We start from the raw sequence: 24,791 nt of genomic DNA, 5'->3' as shown, positions 1-24,791 counted from the left end.
GCGACAACTGTCAACCCCAATGGGAACGGTGAGAAAGCCGTCAATACAAAAGCAGGCGCTGGCTGCAATGCCGACGCCTGCTTTTTACGTTGAAAGTGTACTCCAATGCCCTGTAACCTTAACACAGTAACCTCAGTTTCGCCTCTCGGGCTACTCTTTTTTCTCGCTGTCGACAACATGGGCGTCGACCGGCTTGGCTTTGTCGCCAGGCGTTTTTTCCGGGGTGACTTCCTCTTTAAACTCACGGATGCTCTGTCCGAGGCCTTTGCCGATCTCCGGCAACCGCTTGGCGCCGAAGAAGAGCAACACGATCGCCAAAACAACCAGCCACTGCCAGATGCTCGCAAACATTCCAAAGACGTACACGTCAAATGCCTCCTGCCGTCAGGCTGTTATCTGAGCCGTATTGATGCATTTTTCAGATCATTGTCACTAGTATACCAGAAGGGGGATCCCGTCTCAAGTTTCCTGTCACTCCGGTGTCGAAAAATGCGATGCTAATTCAGCATAAAAAAGGAAAAGCGCGCCGATAACAAGAATTAGTCTACGTGGGATTCGGTTCAATGAAAAGGAAAGAGCAAGCAGCGTTGAGGGAAGAGCGGAGAGGCACTGTTCGCTCAAGGGATGTTTGCCGGAAAGAATAGTACCGAGAGAGCAGGGGTGTTCTGCTTTGACGACATCGAAATTGAAGGATCCGGCACTGGACAGGCTCTTCGAGGCCATCCTGCAGTTGAAGGACGAAGATGAGTGCTACTGCTTTTTTGAAGACATCTGCACCGTGGCAGAAATGAAAGCGCTCGCCCAGCGACTGGAAGTGGCCAAGATGCTGGAACAAGATGCGACCTACACCCACATCGCCGAAAAGACCGGCGCCAGCCCGGCCACCATCTCCCGGGTCAAGCGCTGCCTGATCTACGGCGCCGACGGCTACCGTCTGATTCTCCAGCGGTTGCGTGAGAAAAAAAGCGTTGACAGCCCCCAGGCCCCGTGATACGCTAGTACCGTCACTTTTTCACTTCATCTAGTTAAAGCGATAAAGTAATTAAGCGATAGAGATAGGGAGAAAAGGGGATGGGAACCATGGCCAAAGAGGGAAACCTCCTGCAGATCCCGCCGGGGATGCGGGACCTCTTACCGGGCAACGCCCGGGAAAAACGCTTGTTGGAAAATGAATGGGTGAGGCTGTTCTCCTCCTGGGGCTACCAGGAGGTGGCGACGCCCACCGTGGAATACCTGGACACGCTGGCCCTCGACACGGGGGAGGAGATACGGGATCGGCTCTTCCAGTTTTTTGACCGCCAGGGGCGCATCCTGGCCTTGCGTCCCGAGATGACGACGCCCATCGCCCGGCTGGTGGCGACGCGGCTGCGCCAGTGCCCCTTTCCGCAGCGCCTCTTTTACGCCGCCAATGTCTTTCGCTATGAAGAGCCCCAGGCAGGACGGCAGCGGGAGATCTCGCAGGCCGGCGTCGAACTGGTCGGCGCGCCGGGCCCCCTCGCCGACGCCGAGGTGATCGCCATGGCCGTCGAGGCCTTGCGCGCCTCTGGGCTCGAGGATTTTCAGATCTCCCTCGGCCAGATCGAGGTCTTCAACGGCGTCATGGAGGACCTGCCCCTCAACGCCGCTCAGAAAGCGCGAGTGCGCACGCTGGTGGCGAAGAAGGATTTCGTCAGTTTAGAGGAACTCCTGGCTACGTCAGGCATCGATAAGGAGAAGTCCGATCTGCTGCTCAAGCTGCCGACGCTGCACGGCGGCCGTGAGGTGCTGATCCAAGCGCTGCCCTTGGCCGTCAATGAGCGCGCCCGCCGCGGCCTGGAAAACCTGCGGGCCGTCTACGAAGGATTGCGGAACTTCGGTGTCGAGGACTATGTGGCCATCGACCTGGGCGTCCTGCGCGGCTTTGATTACTACACGGGCGTCGTCTTTGAAGGCTACACGGTGGGCCTCGGCTTTCCCATCTGCGGCGGCGGCCGCTACGACAGCCTGCTCGGCCAGTTCGGCTTTGACTGCCCTGCCACCGGGTTTGCCCTGGGCTTGGATCGGGTGCTCCTGGCATTGCACCGTTCCCGCGAGCCGAAAGCGGCGCCGGTGTCTGACGTGGTCGTTGGCGGCAACAACGCCGGCAAGATTCAGGCGGAGGCCGCGCGGATGCGCAAGAACGGTCTCAGCGTGGAGATCGACCTGATGAACCGCTGCGAGGCGGAACTGGAACAATATGCGGCCGCTCGGGGCATCGCCCAGTCCTTTTACTTCCCAGCCTGCGCCTGTGGCCAGGCTGAAGGGGAGGACGGGGAAGGCGAGAACGGTCCGATCTTATCGGAGATCGGAAACCTGATGGCCCCATCGGCAGAGACGCCGGAAGCGGCGACACCGATGGAGCCGCCCGCAGCGGCCCAGGACGGGCAGGGGGCTGGCGATGCGGGGGCGCAACCGGCCGCGACGAATGGGCCGACCTGTCCGCCGGCACAGGAACAATAGGGGGGTAGGGACGATGAAAGATATGCTCACGGTGGCGCTGCCGAAAGGCAAGCTCTTTGACGACGCCATCGAACTGCTCCAGGAGGCCGGTCTCAACACCAAGGGCCTGTCGGAAAACAGCCGGAAGCTGGTCATCCACAATGAAAAAGACCGGGTCAAGTACATCATCTGCCGCCCCACCGACATTCCCACCTTTGTCGAGTACGGCGCCGCCGACTTTGGCATCGTCGGCAAAGACACCATCGTCGAGCAGGACAAGGACATCATGGAACTGGTCGACCTGCGCTTCGGTTTCTGCCGTTTTGTTGTGGCGCTGCCGGACGCATCGGCCAAAGGGCGCGACCTGACCCAGTTCAACTACCGCCGCGTGGCCACCAAGTTTCCCAAAGTGGCGGAAACCTTTTTCGCTGAAAAAGGGATGCAGGTGGAGATCATCAAGCTCCACGGCAACATCGAACTGGCGCCTGCCGTCGGCCTGGCCGACATGATCGTCGACATCGTCTCGACGGGACGCACTTTAAAAGAGAATAACCTGACGGCAGTGGAAGATATCTTTACGGCGACGGCCCGCCTGATCGCCAACCGGGTGGCCTACCGCCTGAAACATAAGCGCATCCAGCCCCTCGTCGAGCGGGTGCGCAGCCTCGTGAAGGACAAAGAGGTGACCTATTAAGATGGTGCGCCGGATCAGTTATCCGTCGGCCGAGGCCGACGCCTACCTTCAGAAAAAAAGCTTTGACGATGCCCAGGTGGCTGAGCGGGTGGCCGAGGTTGTCGCCAACGTCCGCAGCCGGGGAACATCAGCCCTCTTCGAATACACGAAGCGCTTTGACGGCGCTGAGGTGAACGAGGCGAACTTCCGCGTCGGCGACGACGAGATCGAGGCGGCCTACGGCCAGGTCGATCCCGATGTACTCACCGCCCTTCGCCGCGCCTGTGAAAACATCCGTCGCTTCCACCAAAAACAGCTCCGGCCCTCCTGGATCGAGCCGGAGACGGACGGGACCATGCTCGGCCAGTTGATCCGACCCCTCGAGCGGGTCGGCGTCTACGTTCCCGGCGGTCTCGCTTCCTATCCCTCGTCGGTGTTGATGAACGCCGTGACCGCCAAGGTGGCCGGCGTGCCCCAGGTGGTGATGGCGACGCCGCCCGGCAAGGACGGGTCGATCAACCCCTACTCGCTGGTGGCGGCCAGAGAGGCTGGCGTCGACGAGATCTACCGCATGGGCGGCGCCCAGGCTGTGGCCGCCATGGCCTTCGGCGTCGGCTTGAAGGCTGTCGACAAGATCACCGGCCCCGGCAACATCTATGTCACCCTGGCGAAGAAACAGGTCTACGGGACTGTGGACATCGATATGCTCGCCGGCCCCTCGGAGGTTCTCGTCATCGCCGACGAGAGCGCGTCGCCGGCTTATGTGGCCGCCGACTTCCTCTCCCAGGCGGAGCATGATGTGCGGGCGGCGACCGTCCTCGTCACCCCCTCGGCTGCCCTGGCCGAGGCGGTCGAGGCGGAGATCGAGCGCCAGTTGGCTCCCCTGCCGCGGCGGGCGATCATGGAACAGGCCTTGCGCGACAACGGCGCCATCTTCATCGTCGATGATCTGGCACAGGCCTGCCAGGTCTCCAACCGCTTCGCGCCGGAGCACCTGGAGGTGCTGACGGAGACGCCCTTCGCCCTCCTGGGCCAATTGACCCAGGCCGGCGCCATCTTCCTCGGCCCCTACTCGCCGGAGCCTGTCGGCGATTACTTCGCCGGCCCCAACCACGTCCTGCCCACGGGTGGCACCGCCCGGTTCTACTCGCCCCTGAACGTGGACACCTTCCAGAAAAAGACGAGTGTCATCGCCTACTCGAAGGCGCGCTTTGACCTCGACGCCCGGGACATCATCGCCCTGGCGAAAGCGGAGGGGCTTGACGCCCATGCCAACGCCATCGCCGTCCGGCTGGAGAAATAGGCGAGAACGAGACGAGGCGAAACCGTCGGCTTAAAAGCGGCAGCAAGCAACCGGCTGCCGAGCGCCGGCATCTGACCGGAAAATATACGAGAAAGGACGTCCGCCCATGAATGATCCGTTGCGCTGGGTGCGGCAAGACATCCGCGACATCGTGCCCTACCAAGCCAAGGTTTATCCGGAAGGGGTCAAGGTGGACGCCAACGAAAACCCCTTCCCCTGGCCGGCGTCCTATGTGGAAAAGCTGCAACAGGACATCGCCGCCTATTCCTATTCCCGTTACCCTGACGGGGAGGCGAAAGACCTGCGCCAAGCCCTGAGCGCCTACACGGGACGGGAGCCTGCCGAGATCCTCGTCAGCAACGGTTCTGACGAGGCCATCCAACTCATCCTGCTGACCTTCGGCGGCCCCGGCTTGGCGACAGTCATCTCCAACCCCACTTTTGTCATGTACGCCATGGCCACCCGCTACATGGGCGGTCAGGTGATCGATGTGCCCCTGACCGAAGAGAAGGGAACCTTCCGCCTTGACGTGGACGGCCTGATCGCCGCCGCCAACCGGGAGGAGTCGCGGGTGATCATCATCTGCAACCCCAACAACCCGACAGGCAACTGCTTCGCTGAAGAGGACATTGTGGCGGTCCTGCGCGGCACCGACAAAATCGTCATCGTCGACGAGGCCTACTACGAGTTTTACGGCAAATCGATGGCCGGGCGTATCGGCGAATTCCCCAACCTGATCGTCATGCGCACCTTTTCCAAAGCCTTCGCCCTGGCCGGCTTGCGTGTCGGCTACACGATGGCCTCCCAAGCGCTGATCAGGGAGATCCACAAGGTTCGCCAGCCCTTCAACGTCAACGCCTTCTCCCAGCGCGCCGCTGCGACGGCAATCGAAGAAAAGGCGGCCTTCCTGGCGCAGGTGGAAACCATCCTGGCCGAGCGGGAGACGCTGCTGTCGCAACTGAAGCGCTTTGACTGGGATGTCTTTCCTACTGACGCCAACTACATCTTCCTGCGCCTGCGCGGTGAAACAGCGGAATCCCGCCTAGCGCTGGCGGCGTCGATCCACAAAGGCTTGATGGACCGGGGCGTGCTGATCCGCAAGCTCGGCGGCGGTCCGGGCCTGGATGGGACTTTGCGCATCACCGTAGGACAACCGGAGGAAAACCGGCGGTTGTTGGCGGCCCTCGAGGCGATGAGCGAGGCGGCGACAGAATCGGTGTCGACGGCGACTGCCGCCTCCCTGTCAGCGGGCGCTGTGGCGGCTGACGGGCCAAGACGAGGATGGAGGGTGGGACAGCGATGACGGCGATGAGAGGCGCATCGGTTGTCCGCAACACAGCCGAAACGCGGATCTCCATTGACCTCTTTCTCGACGGAAACGGGGTCTTTGAGGGGACGACAGGCATCGGCTTTCTTGATCACATGTTCACCCTCTTGGCTCGCCACGGCCAGTTGGACCTGACCATCGGCTGCCAGGGCGACTTGGAGGTGGACACCCACCACACCGTGGAGGATCTCGGGATCTGTCTGGGCAATGCGCTGGCTCAGGCCCTGGGCGATAAAAAAGGCATCTGCCGCTATGGCCACGCCTATGTGCCCATGGATGAGACACTCATCCGCGTCTGCCTCGATCTGAGCGGCCGGCCGTACCTCGTCTTCAAGGCCAAGATCCCCGTCGAGCGGGTCGGTCAACTGGAGACGGAGATGGTCGAGGAGTTCTTCCGCGCTCTTTCCAATACGGCGGCCATGAACCTGCACATTCACCTGCTTGAAGGCGGCAACGGTCACCACATCATCGAGGCGATCTTCAAGGCCTTTGGCCGCGCCCTGCGCCAAGCCATCGCCATCGACCCAGACAATGCGGGACGGGTGCTGTCGACGAAAGGTGTTTTATAAGCGAGCCTTGCCTCCTTCTTCAACCCAAATCACCGTTCAGATGAGCGTCAACGAAGGCAACGGGCCTGCAAGACGTGAACGACAAGAATCTTGAGATCGCGAAAATAAAGGGGGGCGAAGGGCATGATCGCCATCATCGACTATGGCATGGGCAACCTGCGCAGCGTCCAAAAGGGCCTGGAGAAGGCCGGCTACGCTGGTTTTGTCACGAGCGATCCCGAGGCGGTGCGCAGCGCCCCCGGCGTCATCCTGCCCGGTGTGGGCGCCTTTGCCGACGCCATGGAGAACCTGCGCCAATCGGGCATGATCGCGCCCATCATGGAGACCGTCGCCGCCGGCAAGCCCTTTTTGGGCATCTGCCTTGGCTTTCAATTGATGTTCGACGCCAGCGAAGAGGGCGGCCTATTTAATGGCCTCGGCATCTTCCCCGGCATGGTGCGCCGCCTGCCGCCCGGCCTCAAAGTTCCCCATATGGGCTGGAATGAGCTGACTGTGCGCCGTGAAAGCGCCATCCTGGCAGGGATCCCCTCGGGCGCCGAGTATTACTTCGTCCACTCCTACTATGTCGATCCGGCTGAGCCGGATCTGGTGATCGCCACCGCTGACTATGGCTTCGATTTTTGCGCCGTTGCCGGCCGGGGCAGCGTCTCCGGCGCCCAGTTCCACCCGGAAAAATCGAGCGATCTGGGTCTGCGCATCCTTCAGAACTTCGGAAAGCAGGTGGAAGGGGCATGCTGATTTTTCCGGCCATCGATTTAAAAGGCGGCCGCTGTGTCCGCCTCTATCAAGGACGGATGGAAGACGCCACCGTCTACAACGACGACCCTGTCAGCCAGGCCCTCGCCTGGCAGGCCAAGGGCGCCCAGATGATCCACCTCGTCGATCTGGACGGCGCTTTTGAGGGGGAACCGAAAAACCTCCCCGTCATCCAGTCCATCCTGGAGGCCGTTACGGTCGCCGTCCAACTGGGCGGCGGCATTCGCGACCTGAACATCATCGATCGCTACCTGCGCCTCGGCGTTTCCCGGGTCATCCTGGGCACGGCGGCGATCAAAAACCCTGACCTGCTTTCCGCCGCCTGCAAGGAGTACGGCCAGCGCATCGTTCTCGGCCTCGACGCCCGCGACGGCAAGGTGGCCACCGACGGCTGGGCCGGCACATCCCAAGTGACGGCGCTCGAACTGGCCCGTGAGATGAAAGAGCGGGGCCTGCGCCGCGTCGTCTACACGGACATCTCCAAAGACGGCACCCTGGCCGGCCCGAACCTGGCGGCGACGGCGGAACTGGCCCGCGCCACCGGCTTGAAGGTCATCGCCTCGGGCGGCTTCGCCACCATGGACGATGTGAAAGCCGCCGCCGCCCTGGAGGGTGACGGCATCGAAGGGGCCATCCTGGGCAAATCGATCTACACCGGTTCCATCGATGTGGCGGAAGCGATCGCCGTCGCCAGGGAGGGAAGGGCATGTTAGCGAAACGGATCATCCCTTGCCTCGACGTCCATGGCGGACGCGTCGTCAAAGGGACCAACTTCGTCAACCTGCGCGACGCCGGCGACCCGGTGGAACTGGCCGCCGCCTATGACAAGGAAGGCGCCGACGAGGTGGTCTTTTTGGACATCACCGCCTCATCGGACGGCCGGGCGATCATGCTCGATGTGGTTCGTCGCACTGCTGAAGAGGTCTTCATCCCCTTCACCGTCGGCGGCGGCCTCCGCTCTGTCGAGGACATCCGGGAGATGCTCAAGGCCGGCGCCGACAAGATCTCCCTAAATACCTCGGCCGTCCAGACGCCGAAGCTGATCGGCGATGGGGCCTGGAAGTTCGGCTCCCAGTGCATCGTCGTCGCCATCGACGCCCGCCGTCGCCGCGACGACGCAGGCCATCCCGTCGAGGGTTGGGAGGTCTACACCCATGGCGGCCGCAAGCCCACCGGCATGGATGTGCTCGAATGGGCGCGCCGCGTCGAGGAACTGGGCGCCGGCGAGATCCTGCTCACCAGCATGGACAAAGACGGCACCAAAGACGGCTATGACATCCCCTTGACGAAGGCCGTCAGCGAAGCCGTCACCATCCCCGTCATCGCCTCCGGCGGCGTTGGGAATCTGGAACATATCGCAGAGGGATTGACAGCAGGCAAGGCTGACGCCGCCCTGGCTGCCTCGATCTTTCACTACAAGGAATACACGATCCGCGAGACGAAGGAATACTTGCGGGAGAGGGGAGTGCATGTGCGGCAATGGCGAGATTAAACGTTGCCCCTTCCTTTATTGATGAATTGAAGTTTGACGCCCACGGCCTGATCCCATCGGTCATTCAGGACGCCGCCTCGGGCCGCGTGCTGATGGTGGCCTACATGAACCGGGAGTCGATCGCAAAGACCCTGGAAACAGGCCAGACCCACTTCTATAGCCGCAGCCGCAAGGAACTGTGGCACAAAGGGGCCACGTCGGGCCACTTCCAGCAGGTGACTGCCGTTGAGTACGACTGTGACCGCGACTGCCTGCTCTGGCAGGTGGAGCAGACCGGGGCGGCCTGCCATGAAGGCTCTTTCTCCTGCTTCCGGGGGATTGGGGAAGCGGCAGGGAAATCGGGTGCCGATAAGGCTGAAGGCATCGTCGAAAAAGCGGCCGAAAGCGGCAGCGGCATCGGCGCCATCTTGGAAGAGTTGGCTTCCGTCATCGCCAACCGCCAGAAGGAGATGCCTGAAGGCTCTTACACGACCTATCTCTTCACCAAGGGGCAGGACAAGATCCTGAAGAAGGTCGGGGAAGAGACGGCCGAGGTGATCATCGCTTCGAAGAACAATGACCGGGGCGAGATTGTCTATGAGGCTTCCGATTTGATCTATCACCTGTTGGTGTTGTTGCGGAATCATGGGATTGAGTTGGATGAAATCGCTGAGGAATTACAGCGCCGGAGATAGTTAGTTGGACCAATCGGCTTAAAAATCCCTAATATTGGATTTGAAACGACGCGAGAGCTAATAGCGTCGTTTTTTTTATGGCGCTTACTGATTGGCAATGATTGATTCTGATATTTACATGATTAAAGCGAAAAACCATTTCACTACTGTTGTAATCAAGTTAACGTAACTAAACAAGTCGAGTCGAATAACAGCAAAAAATGCATTGACTAAATTTTACAGATCAAATAAAATGATAATATACAACTATACTTGTATAAACATCACTGCTGTTATACCGGTTTCTTTTGAAAGATTCGGTACATTAGCGAACCAAAGTAAACCCTGTCCGCATGAGGGGTTGCATCACTATCTCATGGGGTGTACATTTATCCGAGGGGGTGGATTGATTGAATCCGACAGAAATGGATGCATCCCGTCCTTCAGTAATCGAGCAACCAGGTGTGTCCAAAGACACCTTTGTTCGCGGCTGTTCGAAAGGGTTGAAAACCGTTTGGCTGATGTCCAAGTTCATGGTTCCACTGATCGTCCTCGTGACTGTTTTGGGCAAAACGCCGTGGCTAGCGATGCTCGGGAACGCCTTTGCGCCCATCCTTGGATTCATCGGTTTGCCAGGAGAGGCATCAGTGGGCATCTTACTTGGATTGGCGGTAAACCTCTATGCGGCCATCGGCGCGGCAGCACCGCTGGATCTGACAGTCAAGCAGGCGACCATCTTTGCCTTCTTCCTCTTAATTTCCCACAGCCTGTTGATCGAGGGGGCCATCACCAAGAACTTCGGCGCGCCGGCCTGGAAGCTGACGGGCTTACGCTTGTTGACATCGTTTCTGTTCGCCTTTTTGCTGAATGTCCTTTGGCCGAACTGAAAACTTTGGCAACAGGGACCCAGGAAAGACAGTGGCATCTCAACAACCTCTCGTCAACCACTGGCATCCCCCGACAGGCTCGAAGGGAGTAATGATCCATGGACATCGGCGCTGCATTGCTGATGGGGGCGCAGAACGCTTTCTATCAGGTCGGAAAAATGGCACTGATCCTCATCCCGATCATTGTTTTTCTGGAAATCCTTCGGGATTTACATATCGTCCAGCGAGGCTCGCGCCTCTTTGCGCCCGTCATGGGGATCTTCCGCCTGCCAGGCGAGGCGGCCGTTCCGATGGTCGTCGGCTTGGTCTTCGGCATCCTCTACGGCGCCGGCGTCCTCATCCAGGCGGGGAAGGACGGGTCGCTCAACGCCAAGGAGATGACGGTCATCGGTCTTTTTCTTTCCTTAAATCATGCCATCATCGAAGATCCGCTGCTCTTCACCATGCTCGGCGCCAACTACCTGCTCATGCAGGCGCTGCGCTTGGTCGCGTCGGTTCTGATCACAGCGCTCTTCGCCATGTGGCTGCTGCCGCCCCTTCCCGGTCCGGCCCATGAAGCGGCTCAATCAAACTCGTAAAAACTGCCCATACTAGTTTCATCACAACACATCGTTGGGATGAGGCGAGGAGGGAAGTCTTGTGGCCAGAGCCAGAGTCGTTACGATCGATCAAGCGGTCAAGGAATTGTCCGGCGTCATCAAACAGTTGGAAAACGGCGCTTTTCGGGTTGGCGATGGGGACATCGAGGTTCCCAAGCAAATTCTGTTGCAGACCAAGTTCGACCGTGGCGATCACCAGGGGATGAGCATCCGCCTGTCTTGGGATATCATCGAGGAAGAGGAAGCCATTGAGGAGGATCCCGAAGATACCGAATGGCACGGGGAAATCCGGCACTGACAGGCGCCTTCAGGCGAGCCTTTTGATAATGCCGATACAGGCCCATGCAAAGGAAAGGATAACCTCAGCGAAATAGGCTCCATAAAAAATCCCTGACGTTTCGCGCGTCAGGGATTTTACGGATATTTTTTGAGTTATCGGCCGAAACCTTGACCGTTTCCGAAACCTTGACCAGCGCCGAAGGCGGAACCTTGCCCGGCGCCCCGGCCTGCGCCTTTTCCAACGCCCATTCCAGCGCCTGCGCCGTTCCCGAATTGACCCCGTCCTCCTGTTGTGGCGGAACCATCTACGAGACGGCAGTTTTGGCCGGGTACCCGGTCAGCAAAGCCTCCCTGCAGGCGCGTTACGAAGCGCCCATCCATCTGGTCAGTGATGACTTTCGCCTGATCCGGCGTGATCTCGCCATAGTCGGCGTACTTTTGGACCATCTGCTTGCGCAACCCGTGGATCTGGGTGCGAAGCGCCGTGATTTCATTTGTCTGCTCTGTCGTTAACGCTGCCGAGGCCACACCAGCGGTGCTGATGAGGAGCGTGCCGGCGACACCGGCGATGATCCACTTTTTCTTGAGGTTTACCCATAGTTTTTCCATAACGGATCGACTCCTTTCATTTCGCCTTCGCAATATGCGGGAGACATTGTGGGGACGCTCCCGGAGGCGAGGGCTGCCCGTTCAGGGGGCGAACATCTTGGCTGACTTGTTTTTGATGTTTCTCTCTGGTTTTAGTTTACCTCTCCGGCGTGTCGTTTCTGCGACAGCGCGGTGACAGCATGGTCACAGCATGGTGACAGTTTTGTTACGAAGGCCATGAAAGGCGGGAGCCCATTTGACGTCCCAAAATGAAAAAACCCCCCAATTCTGGGGGGACAAGCGCTATCACTCCTGGAACCATCACCTGCGCGCCCGCTTCGGCGAAAAGGTGATGAAGGTATCCCTCAACGCCGGTCTGACCTGTCCGAACCGTGACGGGAAGGTGGGGTCGGGGGGCTGTGTCTTCTGCTGCCCCCAGGGTTCGGGCGCTTGCGCCGGCGATCCTTCGGAGGCGATCCGCGATCAGTTCCGGCAGGTCCGGGAGCGGCTGAAGAGCAAGTGGGCACAGGGCAAGTACATCGCCTATTTTCAAGCCTTCTCCAATACATACGGCGATCCCTCGTTGTTGCGCCTGCTCTACGAGGAGGCGCTGGCTCAGGAGGGCGTTGTCGGGCTCTCCCTGTCGACCCGGCCCGACTGCCTGCCTGACGATGTGCTCGACCTGTTGGCGGAATTGAACGGCCGCACCTACCTCTGGGTCGAGTTGGGATTGCAGAGCATCCATGACGACACCCTGCGGCGAATCAACCGGGGGCATGATGCGGCAACCTTCTATCGGGCCCTGGAAAAGCTGCGCGCTCGCGGCATCCGCGTCTGTGTCCACATCATCTATGGACTCCCTGGTGAGGGGGAAGCGGCCATGGCGGAGACTGGCCGGGCCGTCGCCGCCATGGATGTGCAGGGCGTCAAGTTTCACTCCCTCCATGTGATGAAAGGCACCCGCCTCGCCGATTGGCATGCGGCCGGGGAGGCGCCGTTGCTCGACCGGGACAGTTATGTCCGCCTCGTTGTGGACACCTTGGAGATCCTGCCGCCGGAGATGGTGATTCAACGGCTCACCGGCGACGCCCCCCAAGAGTTGCTCGTGGCGCCCCAGTGGATCACCCGCAAATGGGGAACGCTACAAGGGATCGACCGACTGTTGGAGGAGCGCAACTCCTGGCAGGGGAAGAAGTGTATCGATTATGTTCCTGTCCCCTGATCCGCCTGTTCCACCCTAATCCACCTGTTCCGCCTAATCCATCTGTTCCATCTGTTCCATCCGATCAAGCCGCTTCAACGCCAAACGAATGTAATCCTCGTTCGTCTCAAAGCCGATGAACCGCCTGCCGAGCCGGCGGGCGACGGCGGCGGTTGTGCCGGAGCCCATGAAGGGATCGAGCACGAGCGCGCCGGGGTGGCTGCTGGCGAGGATGCACCGCTCAACGAGTTTTTCTGGTTTCTGGGTGGGGTGGGGTGTGTTTTCGGGCATGGACCAGAAAGGCACCGTCAGATCGGTCCAGATGTTGGGCGGGCAGGTCATGCGAAAGCGCTCGCCCGTATCGGTTTCCACCCAGTCCTTCGGTTTCCCGTCGGCGGTGGTGTAAGGGGCGATGATCTCCTTGCGAAACTTTACCTCTTCCAAATTGAAGATGTATTGGGCGCTGTCAACGACGGCGAACCAGATATCTTCCATGTTGTTTTTCCAGTTCTTCGCGGCGCCGCGGCCCTTCTCGCGCCGCCAGGTGATCCGGTTCAGGACCTTGAAGGGTTCAGAGAGCAGTTCCTGAAGGCGCCCGGAATACTCCCAGTCGCAACAGACGTAGATGGCGCCATGGGGCTTTAACAGGCGAGCCGCCTCGGCCAGCCAGGCGCGGTTCCATTCGATGTATTCGTCGAGCCGTTTCCAGGGGTTGGAACGTTTGCCCGACCCATAATCTTTTTTCAATCCAAAATAGGGCGGGTCGGCGAAAATCAGATCGACCGACTGGTCCGGCAGTCGTGACAACCCTGCTAGCGCGTCGCCGCAGTAAATCCGGTCTGCTTGCCAGCGCTCATGGTGCTCTTCAGCAGCTCGATGATCGTCAGGTCGCCCTTCGTCGAGTCGTTCATCATCGAGACGTCCATCGTCGAACTGTTCGTTGCCGATCGGTCGATGAACGGTCACATTGTCACAGCCCAGTTCGTCAATCGAGGGGATCTCGCTGTAGCGCTGCCAATCGTCGGCTTCGAGAAAAAGGGTGCGGTTCTGCGGCGCGTTGGAATTGCGCATCAAGGGATGGGGCAGTTCCGTGGCGCCCTTTTTGCTGTGTTCTCGTGTCATTCGAATCCTCCCAGCAGGTTTACCCAGGTGATCTTCCCTGTGGTTTTTTTCTGCATTCTTTATTCGTCTTCTTTCTCGGTTGTCTTTCCTATGTCGTATGTCGTCTGCCCGATGGAATCGTGCTGTTGCTATTTCGCCGGAGGTCGAGACCGATCCTTCCACGCAGGATATTCCGTCTTTTTGACGAAAATAAATTAAATATGCCATGATTGTACGAAAAAACAGGAATGAAAACGCTTTTGCTATCGACTTCAATAACAAAAAACTACGAGTGACTATCAACGGAAAGAAGGATTCTCCTTGACCGTCCAGCAGATTCGCATCCTTGTCACCTTTTTGTCGGGCGTGTTTTTAGGCGCCCTCGATCAGGGCATCATCGGACCGGCGCTGACGACGATCGTTCGTGATTTTGACATATCGCCCAAATGGGGCGTCTGGGCGGTCACCGTCTATACGCTCGTCTACGCCGTGTCCATGCCGATCACGGCCAAGCTGGCCGATCGTCATGGCCGGCGGCGCATCTTCATGACCGGCATGGCTCTCTTTGCCGCCGGTTCGCTGATTTGCAGTTTCTCTGGAAATCTGTATCAGCTGCTGGCCGGCCGGGCCGTGCAGGCTTTGGGCGGCGGCGGCATCCTGCCGGTGGCCGTGGCGGAGATCGGCCTCGCTTTTCCCAAGGAACAGCGGGGGAGAGCGCTGGGCCTTTATGGGGCCACCTGGGGGATGGCTTCGATCGTGGCGCCGATCCTGGGCGGGGTCGTCATCCAGTATCTGTCCTGGCCCTGGCTGTTCCTGATCAACATCCCGGCGGCGGCGCTGATCATCCTCTTGGCCGCCGGCGTGCCCGAAGATCTGGATCCTCAGGTCAAGGCCATGGATTGGCGCGGCGCACTGCTCGTCGGGGCGGTCATCTTTTGCTTCATGCTGGGACTCACCCACATTCAGGGGCAAAAGGGCTGGTCCGGCGTGTGGATGCCCAACGTCTATCTCTTTCTGCTGGCCGGCCTGCTCCTCATCCCGCTGCTCATCCGGGTGGAGGGGAAGGCTGAAGATCCGGTCGTCAACCCCGCCTTTTTTCAAAACCCCCGGCTCGTGACGGTCTTCGCCTTGGCGGCGCTGTCCGGCATGGTGATGCTGACGGTTCTGTTCCTGCCCGCCTATGTGGAGTATGTCCTGCACTTTCCGGCCGGGAAGGCCTCCTACATGGTTGTGCCCCTGGCCCTGGCCAGTGTGGTCACAGCGCCCCTCGGCGGTTTTATCGTCGATCGCTTCGGCGCTTCCCGGACCCTTTCCCTTGGTTTTGGCGCCACCGCCGCCGGGTCTGTCGTCCTGGCTATGCTGGTCGAGCGGATCGGTTCGCCTGCCGATGTGACGACCGTCCACATCCTGAGCGTCACCTCTGGCTTCATCCTGCTCGGAGGCGGCTTGGGGCTGATCGTCGGCTCGCCGTTGAACACGCTGGTCATGAGTGAGGTCGAGAAGCGGGAGGTGTCAAGCGGCCTGGCGGTGATGACCGTCATTCGATCCTTCGGCAATACGCTCGGTCCCGTCGTCATGGGCGGGTTGCTGGCGGCGGCGACGGGCGTGGGCCGTCCGCGAGACGGCTTTGTCGATATCTTCACCGCCCTGGTGGTCATCGCGCTGGTTGGGTTGCTCCTTACGACAAGGTTGCGGGAAAACGGGTAAAAGAAAAGCGGTCCCTGGCGGGGACCGCTTTTTATTATGCCGTAACGATGATGCCTAGGGCTTTACAGGCGCCGGACGATCCCATTGGGAACGGATCCGGTCGTATTCGCGCGTCACTTCGTCGGCCAGCGCCGGGTCTGTTTTGCGCAGGTTGAGGAGAAAGAGGACCGGATTTCCCTGGTAGGCGAACAAGTCGCCATGGCTCGTCAGGGCGTACTCAAGGCCGAGCCGGGCGAGGTTGAGTTCGCACTCCTCCTTGTGTTCGTTGCCGCAGTGAGAGCAACGAGCCAGGAAGAGGGCCAGCAGTCCGACGGCGTCGCGGCGGCTGACCGATTGCGTTCCCCCCTGTGATGCCTGTTTCACCCGGTTGTGGCAACGGTCAAACTTCGCCTGCTCCGAAAGCCTGCGAATCAAGCCGCTGACGCATTGCCGAGGATCACAATGATCACATGCCTCCAGAGAAAGGCAATGGGACGAGAGACGGGGATGGATGGGGCAAAGGTCGTTCACGGGGGTGGAGGTCGTTTCAAGGGCCATAACGATCACCTCCCAGATACGCTCACGCGTGAATCCTTTCCATTACCATAGCATAAATAGGAGCATGTTACAATCTCCCAACGAATTATTTATCAATTGGTTTTTTCATAGGCAATTCAAGGAACCGTTTCCAGCTCTCCAAAATAATCTGGGTGAAGCGGATCATAGGTGGAACAAAAGCAACGGTACAGCCGTCTCAAGGGTGCAGACCAATCGATGGGAAAGGTGGAGAGTCCCTTGACGGGCCTATTCAAAAAACAGAAGCATTGGGTGAGCCAGGCATTGGTCGTCGCCCTGTTCAGCGGCGTCCTCATGAGCGGCTGTCAAGCCCTCGCGGCGGGCGAGTCTTCGGTGCAGGAGGACCTGCCTGTCGTCGGCTCTTACGAGAATCTCAAACAATGGATTCAACGGGCGTCGGAGCGTGATGACGGCTATGGGATGAAGGCAAACAGCGCCCCGGCGCAAACGACGGGCGCCATGGCGGATACCGGTTTGGTCGAACGGCAGGCGGCTATGGCGGCGCCCGCTTCGGCGGCGCCACAGGCGAAGAACGCCGCATCATCCAGTTTCGCATCGGCCAAGGCGGCCCAAGACCACTCGACGACGAACGTGCAGGTGGAAGGCGTCGATGAGGCGGATATCGTCAAGACCGATGGCGAGTACATCTACCAGGTCAATAATCGGCGCGTCATCATCGCGAAAGCCCAACCGGCCGGCGAGATGGCGATCGCCTCGGTCATTCGATTCGATGACGCCTTCTTTGCGCCCCGTGAGATCTATGTGGACGGGAAAGACCTGGTCGTCATCGGCAGCGGCCGCGATGAGGTGTTGCTGGCGAGCGATCAAGGTCAGATAGCGGAAAAACGGGCCATGATCGCGCCGCCTCATTATTTCCCTTATGCGGGCGTGGTCAAGGCGATCGTCTATGACATCGCCGACAAAGCCAATCCACAGAAATCGCGGGAGACGGCGATCCAAGGCGCCTATGTGTCTTCGCGCAAGATCGGTTCGGCCCTTTATTTGATTGCCAACCGTCGCCTCGGTGTCCATCTTCCCGAAAATGAGACGCCCGACATCCTCCCCTGGTATAAAGACACAGCCACAGGGGAGGACAAACTACGCGTCGGTTACGATCAGATCCGCTGTTTCCCTGACTTTTCCGATCCCAACTATCTGATCGTGGCCGGTGTGAATGTGGAGCAGCCCAAAGAGCCGCTCCATCTGTCCACCTATCTCGGCGCCGGCAATATCGTCTATGCCTCGACGGAGAACCTGTACGTGGCCTTGCGCAACGTCCATGGGCCGGTTTTCTGGCGTTCGGCAATGGATGGCGTCTCGCCGGCGGAGAAGACGAGCATTTTCAAATTCGCCCTGGATGGCGCCAAGGCGCGGTACACCGGCAAAGGCGAGGTGACGGGACGACCGCTCAATCAGTTTTCCCTGGATGAGAAGGACGGCTTCTTCCGCATCGCAACGACAGCAGGGAACGCCTGGGCCGAGGGGGATGGCACATCGAAAAACAACCTCTATGTGCTGGATGCGTCGATGAAGACCGTTGGCAAGCTCGAAGGCGTCGCGCCGGGGGAACTGATTTATTCCGTCCGCTTTATGGGCGACCGTGCGTACATGGTCACTTTCCGCACCGTCGATCCGCTCTTTGTCATCGATTTAAAGGAACCCACAGCGCCCCGCATCCTGGGCAAACTGAAAATCCCCGGCTACAGCAACTACCTGCACCCTTACGATGAAAACCACATCATCGGCTTCGGCAAGGATGCCGTCGAACAGTCGATCGCCGATGACGCGGGCCGCGTCGTAGGCGTAAACGCCTATTACCAGGGTATGAAAATGGCGATTTTCGATGTCTCCGACGTGTCCCATCCGGTTGAACAGCATGTGGCCCATATCGGCGACCGGGGCACTGACTCGGAACTGCTTCACAATCACCGGGCGCTTTTGTTCAGCAAGGAGAAGAACCTGCTCGCCTTCCCGGTTCAGGTGATGGAAGTCGACAAGAGCAACAGCGCCGCCTCGGGTGAAAAGCCGTCGCCCGTTCCCGCCTATGGCTCCTTCGCCTTCCAGGGCGCCTACGTGTACACGATCAGCCTGGAAAAGGGCTTTGAACTGCGGGGGCGGATCACCCATATCAGTGATGAGGAATACCAGAAGGCTGGCCAGTACTACTATGACAACGATAAATTCGTGAGCCGCATCGTCTACATCGGCGATTCCCTCTACACCCTGTCCAACCGCATGATCAAGGCCCATGGCATGGAGACGCTGGAGGAGCGGGGCGCTCTGGCGATTCCCGGCGAATAAGGCCGCGATCGACCCCGGATACTAGCTCCGGGAGGTGTTCGTCTTTGCGTAGAGACGCAGATCGCTACGACCTGCCGAAAGGCAAAATCGACGCGTTGCCCAACCCGAACAAGGGGGAGACGCCGGGTGTCATATCGGCGGGCACGGTCGGTTTCAGCGGGGAAGGCAACTTCGGCTTCGGCATCCCTCACATGAAGGCGCGAGCCATTCCTGGAGAGGATGGGGAAGGGCCGGCGACCGGCAACGCCATGAACGACGCCGAGGCGCGGGCCGCAGAGGAACGGAAAGCCGACTTCATGCCCCGCGCCCGGAACAACCTGGAGACCATCCCGGCCCAGAAGGCTGATCTGGAAACCTTCGACGCCGTCGTCAAGGAAGATGAGACGGAGGAAGGCCTTCACAACAAGATCACCGTTGACGGGATGGGGGATAAGGACCGGTATAAATAGCGTCAGGAAAAGGCAGCGCAACAAGGCAAGGAAAAAAACCAACGAGAAGCTGTGACGACAAAGGGCTGACCAGACAGCGCATGACTGGTCAGCCCCTGTTTTTCTCATCCCATAAAGGCCCTTCAGAACGCTTGTACGTTATCACTTTCCTATGCTATTATACGTTTGTTCGCAAAATCATCCCAAAAACCACCATCTATAAAAGGCAATGGAGAGGATCTGATCCAAATTGGTTTTGGTTTTTTATGAGGTGAATCAATGAGCGTAAAAAAGATGTTTTGGATAGATCCCTATCGAAGTGAGCTTTCCGCGAAGATAACCAGTGTAGAAGGGAATATAATAACGCTTGATAGGACGATCGTTTATGCCTTTTCAGGAGGGCAAGCGTCAGATTCCGGAACAATAAACGGTTATCAAATCATCGAAGCTCGAAAGACAGGGAAAGAAGTATTATATACGATTGAGCCAAATCATAATTTGCAGCCTGATTGCGAAGTAGAGTTGAAAATTGACTGGAATAAACGATACAAAATAATGAAGCTGCATTTCGCGGCAGAAATTATACTGGAATTAGTCTACCAGAATTTCAATCATCCAAAAAAAATTGGAGCAAATATTACTGAAGAGAAAGCCCGATTGGATTTTGAGTGGAAAGGAAATATCTCTGAAGCGTTTCCCATTCTTGAGGAAAAAGCAAGAGTTATTATTCGCTCTAATTACGACATCATCAGCGATTTTAGTGATGAGGAGAATGAAGAGCGTTATTGGGAAATTGAGGGTTTTGCGAAGGTGCCTTGTGGTGGCACACATATAAAGAAAACCGGGGAAATCGGAGATATATTGCTTAAGAGAGGAAAAAGATTGGGAAGTAACAAGGAAAGAATAGAGATTTATTTACAATCTTGAAAAATTGGTTTTCAGCCGGACCACTTATATGATTTTTGCTACATCCAATAGATAAAAGAAGGGAGTCGCTGTCTCGCCGAGGCGTGCAGCCACTCCCTTTTGTATGTTCATTTCGTCTATCTGTTACCCCCGCCCCCCCAGGATCTGCCGGCAGCGGCTGAGGCGGGAGCGGTAATACTTAATCACTTCCAGGTTCGGATCCGATTTGCGGATCTCTTCGTCCAGCAGGCGTTGATAGTTTTTCAGGCTGTTCATGGCCTGAATCTTTTCAAAAGCCGAATAGACCGGATTGTACCGCATGCCTTGTCTCTCCTCCTGTCACCTTCACTGCGCCTAGTTTTCCCTAGGGGTCCAGCTTTTTAAACGGCTGCCATGCGAGCCTTTTCTCACAGCCGCGCTTTTTGTGGTACAATAAAAGCCATGTTGGAGGGCATCCAGAAGGGGGAAAACAATTGTCAACCGATTTCTTAAATTCCCTGAATCGGGTTCAACGCGAGGCCGTCCTGCACCAGGAGGGGCCTCTTTTGATCCTGGCCGGGGCAGGTTCCGGAAAAACCCGGGTATTGACTCACCGCATCGGCCAATTGATCGAGCAGTGCGGCGTGAGTCCCTTTCATATACTGGCCATCACCTTTACGAACAAGGCCGCCGCAGAGATGCGGGAGCGGCTCGGCCGCCTCATCGGCCCGCGCGCCCACGATGTCTGGGTGTCCACCTTCCACTCCACCTGCATGCGCATCCTGCGCAAAGATGCGGAAAAGCTCGGCTATGATCGGAGTTTTGTCATCTATGACAGCACCGATCAGCAGCGACTGCTCAAGGAATGCCTGAAAGAACTCAACATCGACGAGAAGCGCTTCAAGCCGCAGGCGGTGGCCGCTGCAATCAGCTCCGCCAAGAACATTCTCATGGGTCCGGCCGCTTATGAAAGGCAGGCTTATGATTATTTTGCGCAAATTGCTGCTAAAACGTACCATATTTACCAAAAGAAATTACAGGCCAACAACGCCATGGACTTTGACGATCTGCTCGTCAACGCCGTTCGCCTCTTCCAGGAGTTTCCCCATGTCCTTGATTATTACCAGGACCGCTTTCAGTACATCCATGTAGACGAGTACCAGGATACGAACCATGCACAGTATGTGCTGGTGAAGCTGCTGGCGGAGAAATATCGAAACCTTTGCGTTGTCGGTGACGACGATCAGAGCATCTACGGCTGGCGGGGCGCCGATATCCAGAACATCCTTGATTTCGAACGCGATTATGCCGAGGCGGTCGTGCTCAAGCTGGAGCAGAACTACCGCTCCACCGGCAAGATCCTCGAAGCGGCCAATGCCGTCGTGGGCAACAACCGCGGGCGCAAGGTAAAAAAACTCTGGACCGAGAACGACTCGGGCGAGCCCATCGTGTCCTATCAAGGGGAGACGGAGCATGATGAGGCGCGGTATATCGTCCAAGCCATCAGCCGCCTGTCCGAGGCGGAAGGGCGACCCTACCGGGACTTCGCCATCTTGTACCGGACCAACGCCCAGTCGCGGGTGCTGGAAGAACACTTCATGTACGCCGGCATCCCCTACCGCATCTTCGGCGGTTTGCGCTTCTATGAACGAGCGGAGATCAAGGACATCGTGGCCTACCTGCGCTTCATCTCCAATCCCGCTGACGCCATCAGCTTTCGTCGTGTCGTCAATGTGCCCAAGCGGGGCATTGGCGACGCGACGGTGCAGAAGCTGCTCGATCAGGCCGATCAGGCCGGTTGGAACGCCGGGGAAGCGCTGGCGCGGGCCGGTGAAGTGCCCGGTCTCTCCCGCGCCGCCAAGGCCCTCGCCGCCTTCGGTCAATTGATCGACGCTCTGCGCCGGGAATCGCCGTCACTGCTGGTCACCCAGATCGTCGAAGCCATCCTCGACCGGACGGGCTATGTGCGCGAGTTGGAGGCCGAGCAGACAGAAGAGGCGAAGGGGCGCATCGAGAACATCAAGGAATTCCTTTCCGTGACCCAGGAGTTTGACCGGACGGCCGATGAAAAGACCTTGGAGGAATTCCTGGCCGGCGTCTCCCTCGTTTCTGACACGGACAATTATAATGAAGAGGAAGACGCCGTTGTCCTCATGACGATGCACTCGGCCAAGGGCTTGGAGTTTCCCGTCGTCTTCGTCGCCGGCATGGAGGAGGGGGTCTTCCCCCACAGCCGTGTCCAGTTCGAAGAGGCCCAAGTGGAAGAGGAGCGCCGGCTCTGCTATGTGGCCATCACGCGGGCGCGGGAGCGCCTCTACCTGGCTCGCGCATGGAGGCGAACCCTTTTCGGCAATACTGTCTCTAACGGGCCTTCCCGGTTTTTGGAAGAAATCCCTCCGTCTTTGCTGGTTGAGGAGGATGACCGTCCGCCCCGGGAGTCTCGCTTTTCCTCTTCTACGTCCCTTACTTCTTCTTTTTCCGGGAATGGAGGCGGCGCTTCCTTCGGCCGTGAGACCTATGGAAGAGAAAGCGCCTCGGGCAGCAGCAACCGCATGAGCTACTTTGAACCGGCCTCGGTGCGGACAGGGGCTGGAGGCAGAAGCGCCGTTGGCGGTTCTGCGCCGGTGGCCAAGGGCGCCGATGCGGGCCGAGCGGGCGCACCGGCGGGCACGGCTGCAGCGGGAACGGGCTCGATGAGCGTCCCTGGCGCTCCCGCCTTCGGTGAGAGGGCGAACACAGGCGGCATGGCCGGCGCTGCCGGCGCGTCCGGTTCATCCGGTGCGGGCAGCGCGCCGGCTTCCGGCAGTGGTGTTGGTTTCATCGTCGGCGATAAGGTCCAGCACGGCAAGTTTGGCATGGGCATCGTCGTCAAAACCTCGGGAAGTGGCGAGAGCCAGGAGCTTTCCGTCGCGTTCCCCCAACAAGGGATCAAAAAACTGCTCGTGAAATATGCCGGGCTAAAACGGGTATAGTCTGAAATGAACTGTGGAGGTGTTCCCATGGCTGCCAGAGAGGGCGGACCCGCCCCGGTCGATGGGGCCCAGCGCATCGCTGAACTGCGGGAGCTGATCCGCCATCATGACACCTGCTATTATGTCCATGACGCGCCCGAGATCAGCGATGGCGAATACGATCGGCTGATGCGGGAACTGATCGAGTTGGAACAGGCCCACCCCGAAGAGGTTACGCCCGACTCGCCGAGCCAGCGCGTCGGCGGCGCGCCCCTCGCGGCCTTTCGCGCCGTCAGACACCGTGTGCCCCTGCTGTCGTTGGCCAACGCTGTTGATGACGGCGACCTGCGCGAGTTCGACCGCCGGGCTCGTGAGCGGGCCGACCGTCCCCTTACATATGTCGTGGAGCCCAAGATCGATGGCCTCACGGTGGTGCTCTCGTATCAAGCGGGGCGTTTTGTCCGGGCGGCCACCCGGGGCGACGGCACGACCGGCGAGGACATCACGGAGAACATGAAAACGGTTCGCGCCGTTCCTCTTCGGCTGAAGGCGGATCTGGAAGCCCTGGAGGTGCGCGGTGAAGCCTATCTGCCCAAGGAGGCCTTCGCCAAGCTGAATGAGGAGCGGGAAGAGGCGGGCGAACCGGCTTTCGCCAACCCGCGCAACGCCGCTGCCGGGTCCTTGCGTCAACTGGACCCGAAGGTGACGGCCTCACGACCGCTGCGCGCTTACTTTTACAACATCCTGCACCTCGAAGGCGACCGTGTCAGCGAACAGGTGGCAGCTTTGGAAAAACTGGAGGCCTGGGGTCTGCCGGTCAACCCGGTGCGGCGTCACTGCCAGACCATCGATGAGGTCCTCGAGCACTGCCGGTACTGGACGGAGCACCGTCACGACCTGCCCTATGAGATCGACGGGCTGGTCATCAAGGTGAACGAACTGGATCAGTACCCCTTGCTTGGCGAAACGGCCAAGAGCCCCCGCTATGCCATCGCCTTCAAGTTTCCCCCGGAGCAGGCCGTCACCCGCGTGCGGGACATCACCGTCAAGGTTGGCCGCACCGGCGTGATCACGCCGACAGCGGAACTGGAGCCGGTGCGCGTCGCCGGCACGACGGTCAGCCGGGCGACCTTGCACAACGAAGACATCATCCGCGAGCGCGACATCCATATCGGCGATTATGTGATCATTCAAAAGGCCGGGGACATCATCCCCGAGGTGCTTTCCGTTCTCAAAGAGAAGCGGACCGGCGAGGAACGCTTTTTTGACATGCCCAAGACCTGTCCTGAATGTGACAGCCCTGTCAGCCGGCTGGAAGGGGAGGTGGCGATCCGGTGCACCTCCGCTGCCTGCCCGGCCCAGGCGAAGGAGGGATTGATCCACTTCGCCTCCCGCGATGCCATGAACATCGAGGGCCTCGGACCGGCGGTGGTCAACCTCCTCTGGGAGGCCGGACTCGTCCACGACCCGGCCGACCTCTATGACTTGGCGGCAGAGCAGGTGGCCCCGCTGGAACGGATGGGCAAAAAATCGGCGGCCAACCTGATCGCCGCCATCGAGAACAGCAAGTCTCGGGGCCTGGCTGCGCTGATCTTTGCGCTCGGCATCCGCCTCGTCGGACAGACGGCGGCCAAGACGCTCGCACGCCACTTCGGTTCCATGGAGGCGCTGATGAGCGCCACGACCGAGGAACTGCAAGGGGTGAGCGAGATCGGACCAAAGATGGCCGAGTCGCTCCAGCGCTGGTTCGCTGTTCCCGCCAACCGGCAGGTCATCGCCCGCTTGGCCGAAAAGGGGATGCCGATGGAGGCCGCCAATGCGGCGGTCGCCGCTGTTCCGCAAATTTTCGCCGGCAAGACCGTCGTGCTGACGGGGACGTTGCCGACGCTCGACCGCCGCGAGGCGCAGCGGTTGCTGGAAGCCCGCGGCGCCAAGGTGGCTGCTTCGGTGAGCAAAAAAACGTCTATGGTGATCGCCGGCGAGGCTGCTGGATCGAAGCTCGATAAAGCGAAGGAACTGAACATCCCCATCCTCTCGGAAGCGGAATTTTTACAGTTGATTGACCAGGGATAGCAGGGA

25 protein-coding genes are annotated in these 24,791 nt (G+C 59.1%); 20 read left to right on the top strand and 5 right to left on the bottom strand.

Annotated elements, in window-relative coordinates; all coding sequences use genetic code 11:
* Positions 1-150 precede the first annotated feature (150 nt).
* Entirely contained in the window at positions 151-366 is a 216-nt protein-coding gene (gene tatA, locus GTO89_RS13510; RefSeq protein ID WP_328793921.1) for a twin-arginine translocase TatA/TatE family subunit, read from the bottom strand.
* Positions 367-670: 304 nt separating this feature from the next.
* Here tatA and GTO89_RS13505 point away from each other — a divergent pair, with 304 nt between their 5' ends.
* The 13 genes from GTO89_RS13505 (at position 671) to GTO89_RS13445 (ending at position 11,014) form a co-directional block, all read left to right on the top strand.
* Positions 671-991, top strand: coding sequence for a YerC/YecD family TrpR-related protein (locus GTO89_RS13505; protein ID WP_161262620.1), 321 nt, complete (start codon positions 671-673; stop codon positions 989-991).
* 80 nt (positions 992-1,071) lie between these two features.
* Positions 1,072-2,478 carry an ATP phosphoribosyltransferase regulatory subunit gene (gene hisZ, locus GTO89_RS13500; protein WP_235920471.1) on the top strand — a complete coding sequence of 469 codons (1,407 nt, stop codon included), beginning with the start codon at positions 1,072-1,074 and terminating at the stop codon, positions 2,476-2,478.
* Positions 2,479-2,491: 13 nt separating this feature from the next.
* On the top strand, positions 2,492-3,151 hold the full coding sequence (gene hisG, locus GTO89_RS13495; RefSeq protein ID WP_161262619.1) for an ATP phosphoribosyltransferase: 660 nt from the start codon (positions 2,492-2,494) through the stop codon (positions 3,149-3,151).
* Between the two features lies 1 nt (position 3,152).
* Positions 3,153-4,433, top strand: coding sequence for a histidinol dehydrogenase (gene hisD, locus GTO89_RS13490; RefSeq protein ID WP_161262618.1), 1,281 nt, complete (start codon positions 3,153-3,155; stop codon positions 4,431-4,433).
* A 106-nt stretch (positions 4,434-4,539) separates the two neighbouring features.
* The gene (hisC, locus tag GTO89_RS13485; RefSeq protein ID WP_161262617.1) at positions 4,540-5,736 is read left to right on the top strand and encodes a histidinol-phosphate transaminase; all 1,197 of its coding nucleotides are present in this window, start codon (positions 4,540-4,542) and stop codon (positions 5,734-5,736) included.
* 5 nt (positions 5,737-5,741) lie between these two features.
* Positions 5,742-6,329 (top strand): imidazoleglycerol-phosphate dehydratase HisB, encoded by a 588-nt coding sequence (hisB, locus tag GTO89_RS13480; protein WP_161262673.1) that lies wholly within the window; start codon positions 5,742-5,744, stop codon positions 6,327-6,329.
* Between the two features lie 123 nt (positions 6,330-6,452).
* Positions 6,453-7,067, top strand: a complete 615-nt coding sequence (gene hisH / locus GTO89_RS13475) for an imidazole glycerol phosphate synthase subunit HisH (RefSeq protein ID WP_161262616.1) — start codon at positions 6,453-6,455, stop codon at positions 7,065-7,067.
* Positions 7,061-7,798 carry a 1-(5-phosphoribosyl)-5-[(5-phosphoribosylamino)methylideneamino]imidazole-4-carboxamide isomerase gene (gene hisA / locus GTO89_RS13470; protein WP_161262615.1) on the top strand — a complete coding sequence of 246 codons (738 nt, stop codon included), beginning with the start codon at positions 7,061-7,063 and terminating at the stop codon, positions 7,796-7,798. Before hisH ends, hisA begins: the two co-directional genes overlap by 7 nt.
* The gene (gene hisF, locus GTO89_RS13465; RefSeq protein ID WP_161262614.1) at positions 7,792-8,577 is read left to right on the top strand and encodes an imidazole glycerol phosphate synthase subunit HisF; all 786 of its coding nucleotides are present in this window, start codon (positions 7,792-7,794) and stop codon (positions 8,575-8,577) included. The genes hisA and hisF overlap by 7 nt, the downstream gene beginning before the upstream one ends.
* Positions 8,565-9,251, top strand: a complete 687-nt coding sequence (gene hisIE / locus GTO89_RS13460) for a bifunctional phosphoribosyl-AMP cyclohydrolase/phosphoribosyl-ATP diphosphatase HisIE (RefSeq protein WP_161262613.1) — start codon at positions 8,565-8,567, stop codon at positions 9,249-9,251. The genes hisF and hisIE overlap by 13 nt, the downstream gene beginning before the upstream one ends.
* Positions 9,252-9,640: 389 nt before the next feature.
* Entirely contained in the window at positions 9,641-10,117 is a 477-nt protein-coding gene (locus tag GTO89_RS13455) for a nucleoside recognition domain-containing protein (protein WP_161262612.1), read from the top strand.
* Positions 10,118-10,215: 98 nt separating this feature from the next.
* Positions 10,216-10,695: a nucleoside recognition domain-containing protein gene (locus tag GTO89_RS13450; RefSeq protein WP_161262611.1), complete on the top strand. Its 480-nt coding sequence runs from the start codon at positions 10,216-10,218 to the stop codon at positions 10,693-10,695.
* Between the two features lie 61 nt (positions 10,696-10,756).
* Positions 10,757-11,014, top strand: a complete 258-nt coding sequence (locus GTO89_RS13445; RefSeq protein WP_161262610.1) for a hypothetical protein — start codon at positions 10,757-10,759, stop codon at positions 11,012-11,014.
* Positions 11,015-11,148: 134 nt separating this feature from the next.
* Here GTO89_RS13445 and GTO89_RS13440 read toward each other — a convergent pair whose 3' ends face one another.
* Complete coding sequence (locus GTO89_RS13440) at positions 11,149-11,604, bottom strand: YckD family protein (protein ID WP_161262609.1); 456 nt, start codon at positions 11,602-11,604, stop codon at positions 11,149-11,151.
* A gap of 235 nt (positions 11,605-11,839) precedes the next feature.
* Between GTO89_RS13440 and GTO89_RS13435 the strand changes: the two genes are divergently transcribed.
* The gene (locus GTO89_RS13435) at positions 11,840-12,805 is read left to right on the top strand and encodes a TIGR01212 family radical SAM protein (RefSeq protein WP_161262608.1); all 966 of its coding nucleotides are present in this window, start codon (positions 11,840-11,842) and stop codon (positions 12,803-12,805) included.
* Positions 12,806-12,838: 33 nt separating this feature from the next.
* On the opposite strand, the gene GTO89_RS13430 is transcribed toward GTO89_RS13435, so the two are convergent.
* A complete protein-coding gene (locus GTO89_RS13430) occupies positions 12,839-13,906 on the bottom strand; it encodes a DNA-methyltransferase (protein WP_161262607.1) in 1,068 nt (355 codons plus the stop codon).
* A 300-nt stretch (positions 13,907-14,206) separates the two neighbouring features.
* Between GTO89_RS13430 and GTO89_RS13425 the strand changes: the two genes are divergently transcribed.
* On the top strand, positions 14,207-15,592 hold the full coding sequence (locus GTO89_RS13425) for an MFS transporter (RefSeq protein ID WP_161262606.1): 1,386 nt from the start codon (positions 14,207-14,209) through the stop codon (positions 15,590-15,592).
* A gap of 54 nt (positions 15,593-15,646) precedes the next feature.
* Here GTO89_RS13425 and GTO89_RS13420 read toward each other — a convergent pair whose 3' ends face one another.
* Positions 15,647-16,129 carry a hypothetical protein gene (locus tag GTO89_RS13420; RefSeq protein ID WP_161262605.1) on the bottom strand — a complete coding sequence of 161 codons (483 nt, stop codon included), beginning with the start codon at positions 16,127-16,129 and terminating at the stop codon, positions 15,647-15,649.
* A gap of 168 nt (positions 16,130-16,297) precedes the next feature.
* On the opposite strand from GTO89_RS13420, the gene GTO89_RS13415 reads away from it, so the two are divergent.
* The 3 genes from GTO89_RS13415 (at position 16,298) to GTO89_RS13405 (ending at position 19,803) form a co-directional block, all read left to right on the top strand.
* Positions 16,298-18,448: a beta-propeller domain-containing protein gene (locus GTO89_RS13415; protein WP_328793920.1), complete on the top strand. Its 2,151-nt coding sequence runs from the start codon at positions 16,298-16,300 to the stop codon at positions 18,446-18,448.
* Between the two features lie 44 nt (positions 18,449-18,492).
* Positions 18,493-18,897 carry a hypothetical protein gene (locus GTO89_RS13410; RefSeq protein ID WP_161262604.1) on the top strand — a complete coding sequence of 135 codons (405 nt, stop codon included), beginning with the start codon at positions 18,493-18,495 and terminating at the stop codon, positions 18,895-18,897.
* Positions 18,898-19,155: 258 nt separating this feature from the next.
* The gene (locus GTO89_RS13405; protein WP_161262603.1) at positions 19,156-19,803 is read left to right on the top strand and encodes an alanyl-tRNA editing protein; all 648 of its coding nucleotides are present in this window, start codon (positions 19,156-19,158) and stop codon (positions 19,801-19,803) included.
* Positions 19,804-19,926: 123 nt separating this feature from the next.
* On the opposite strand, the gene GTO89_RS13400 is transcribed toward GTO89_RS13405, so the two are convergent.
* Positions 19,927-20,103: a hypothetical protein gene (locus GTO89_RS13400; RefSeq protein ID WP_012284012.1), complete on the bottom strand. Its 177-nt coding sequence runs from the start codon at positions 20,101-20,103 to the stop codon at positions 19,927-19,929.
* A 152-nt stretch (positions 20,104-20,255) separates the two neighbouring features.
* Between GTO89_RS13400 and pcrA the strand changes: the two genes are divergently transcribed.
* Positions 20,256-22,733, top strand: coding sequence for a DNA helicase PcrA (gene pcrA, locus GTO89_RS13395; RefSeq protein WP_161262602.1), 2,478 nt, complete (start codon positions 20,256-20,258; stop codon positions 22,731-22,733).
* Positions 22,734-22,760: 27 nt separating this feature from the next.
* Entirely contained in the window at positions 22,761-24,785 is a 2,025-nt protein-coding gene (ligA, locus tag GTO89_RS13390; RefSeq protein WP_161262601.1) for an NAD-dependent DNA ligase LigA, read from the top strand.
* Positions 24,786-24,791: the final 6 nt, after the last annotated feature.

Source organism: Heliomicrobium gestii, from assembly GCF_009877435.1.
Taxonomy (GTDB): Bacteria; Bacillota; Desulfitobacteriia; order Heliobacteriales; family Heliobacteriaceae; genus Heliomicrobium; species Heliomicrobium gestii.
This window is presented reverse-complemented; position numbering and strand designations above follow the sequence as displayed.

What these genes read in the sequence shown, in the direction of transcription:
- hisZ (WP_235920471.1), top strand. Translation starts at nt 1,072, where the DNA reads ATGGGAACCATGGCCAAAGAGGGAAACCTCCTGCAGATCCCGCCGGGG.
- hisG (WP_161262619.1), top strand. Translation starts at nt 2,492, where the DNA reads ATGAAAGATATGCTCACGGTGGCGCTGCCGAAAGGCAAGCTCTTTGAC.
- hisD (WP_161262618.1), top strand. Translation starts at nt 3,153, where the DNA reads ATGGTGCGCCGGATCAGTTATCCGTCGGCCGAGGCCGACGCCTACCTT.
- hisC (WP_161262617.1), top strand. Translation starts at nt 4,540, where the DNA reads ATGAATGATCCGTTGCGCTGGGTGCGGCAAGACATCCGCGACATCGTG.
- hisB (WP_161262673.1), top strand. Translation starts at nt 5,742, where the DNA reads ATGAGAGGCGCATCGGTTGTCCGCAACACAGCCGAAACGCGGATCTCC.
- hisH (WP_161262616.1), top strand. Translation starts at nt 6,453, where the DNA reads ATGATCGCCATCATCGACTATGGCATGGGCAACCTGCGCAGCGTCCAA.
- hisA (WP_161262615.1), top strand. Translation starts at nt 7,061, where the DNA reads ATGCTGATTTTTCCGGCCATCGATTTAAAAGGCGGCCGCTGTGTCCGC.
- hisF (WP_161262614.1), top strand. Translation starts at nt 7,792, where the DNA reads ATGTTAGCGAAACGGATCATCCCTTGCCTCGACGTCCATGGCGGACGC.
- hisIE (WP_161262613.1), top strand. Translation starts at nt 8,565, where the DNA reads ATGGCGAGATTAAACGTTGCCCCTTCCTTTATTGATGAATTGAAGTTT.
- GTO89_RS13450 (WP_161262611.1), top strand. Translation starts at nt 10,216, where the DNA reads ATGGACATCGGCGCTGCATTGCTGATGGGGGCGCAGAACGCTTTCTAT.
- GTO89_RS13440 (WP_161262609.1), bottom strand. Translation starts at nt 11,604, where the DNA reads ATGGAAAAACTATGGGTAAACCTCAAGAAAAAGTGGATCATCGCCGGT.
- GTO89_RS13430 (WP_161262607.1), bottom strand. Translation starts at nt 13,906, where the DNA reads ATGACACGAGAACACAGCAAAAAGGGCGCCACGGAACTGCCCCATCCC.
- GTO89_RS13420 (WP_161262605.1), bottom strand. Translation starts at nt 16,129, where the DNA reads ATGGCCCTTGAAACGACCTCCACCCCCGTGAACGACCTTTGCCCCATC.
- GTO89_RS13405 (WP_161262603.1), top strand. Translation starts at nt 19,156, where the DNA reads ATGAGCGTAAAAAAGATGTTTTGGATAGATCCCTATCGAAGTGAGCTT.
- GTO89_RS13400 (WP_012284012.1), bottom strand. Translation starts at nt 20,103, where the DNA reads ATGCGGTACAATCCGGTCTATTCGGCTTTTGAAAAGATTCAGGCCATG.
- ligA (WP_161262601.1), top strand. Translation starts at nt 22,761, where the DNA reads ATGGCTGCCAGAGAGGGCGGACCCGCCCCGGTCGATGGGGCCCAGCGC.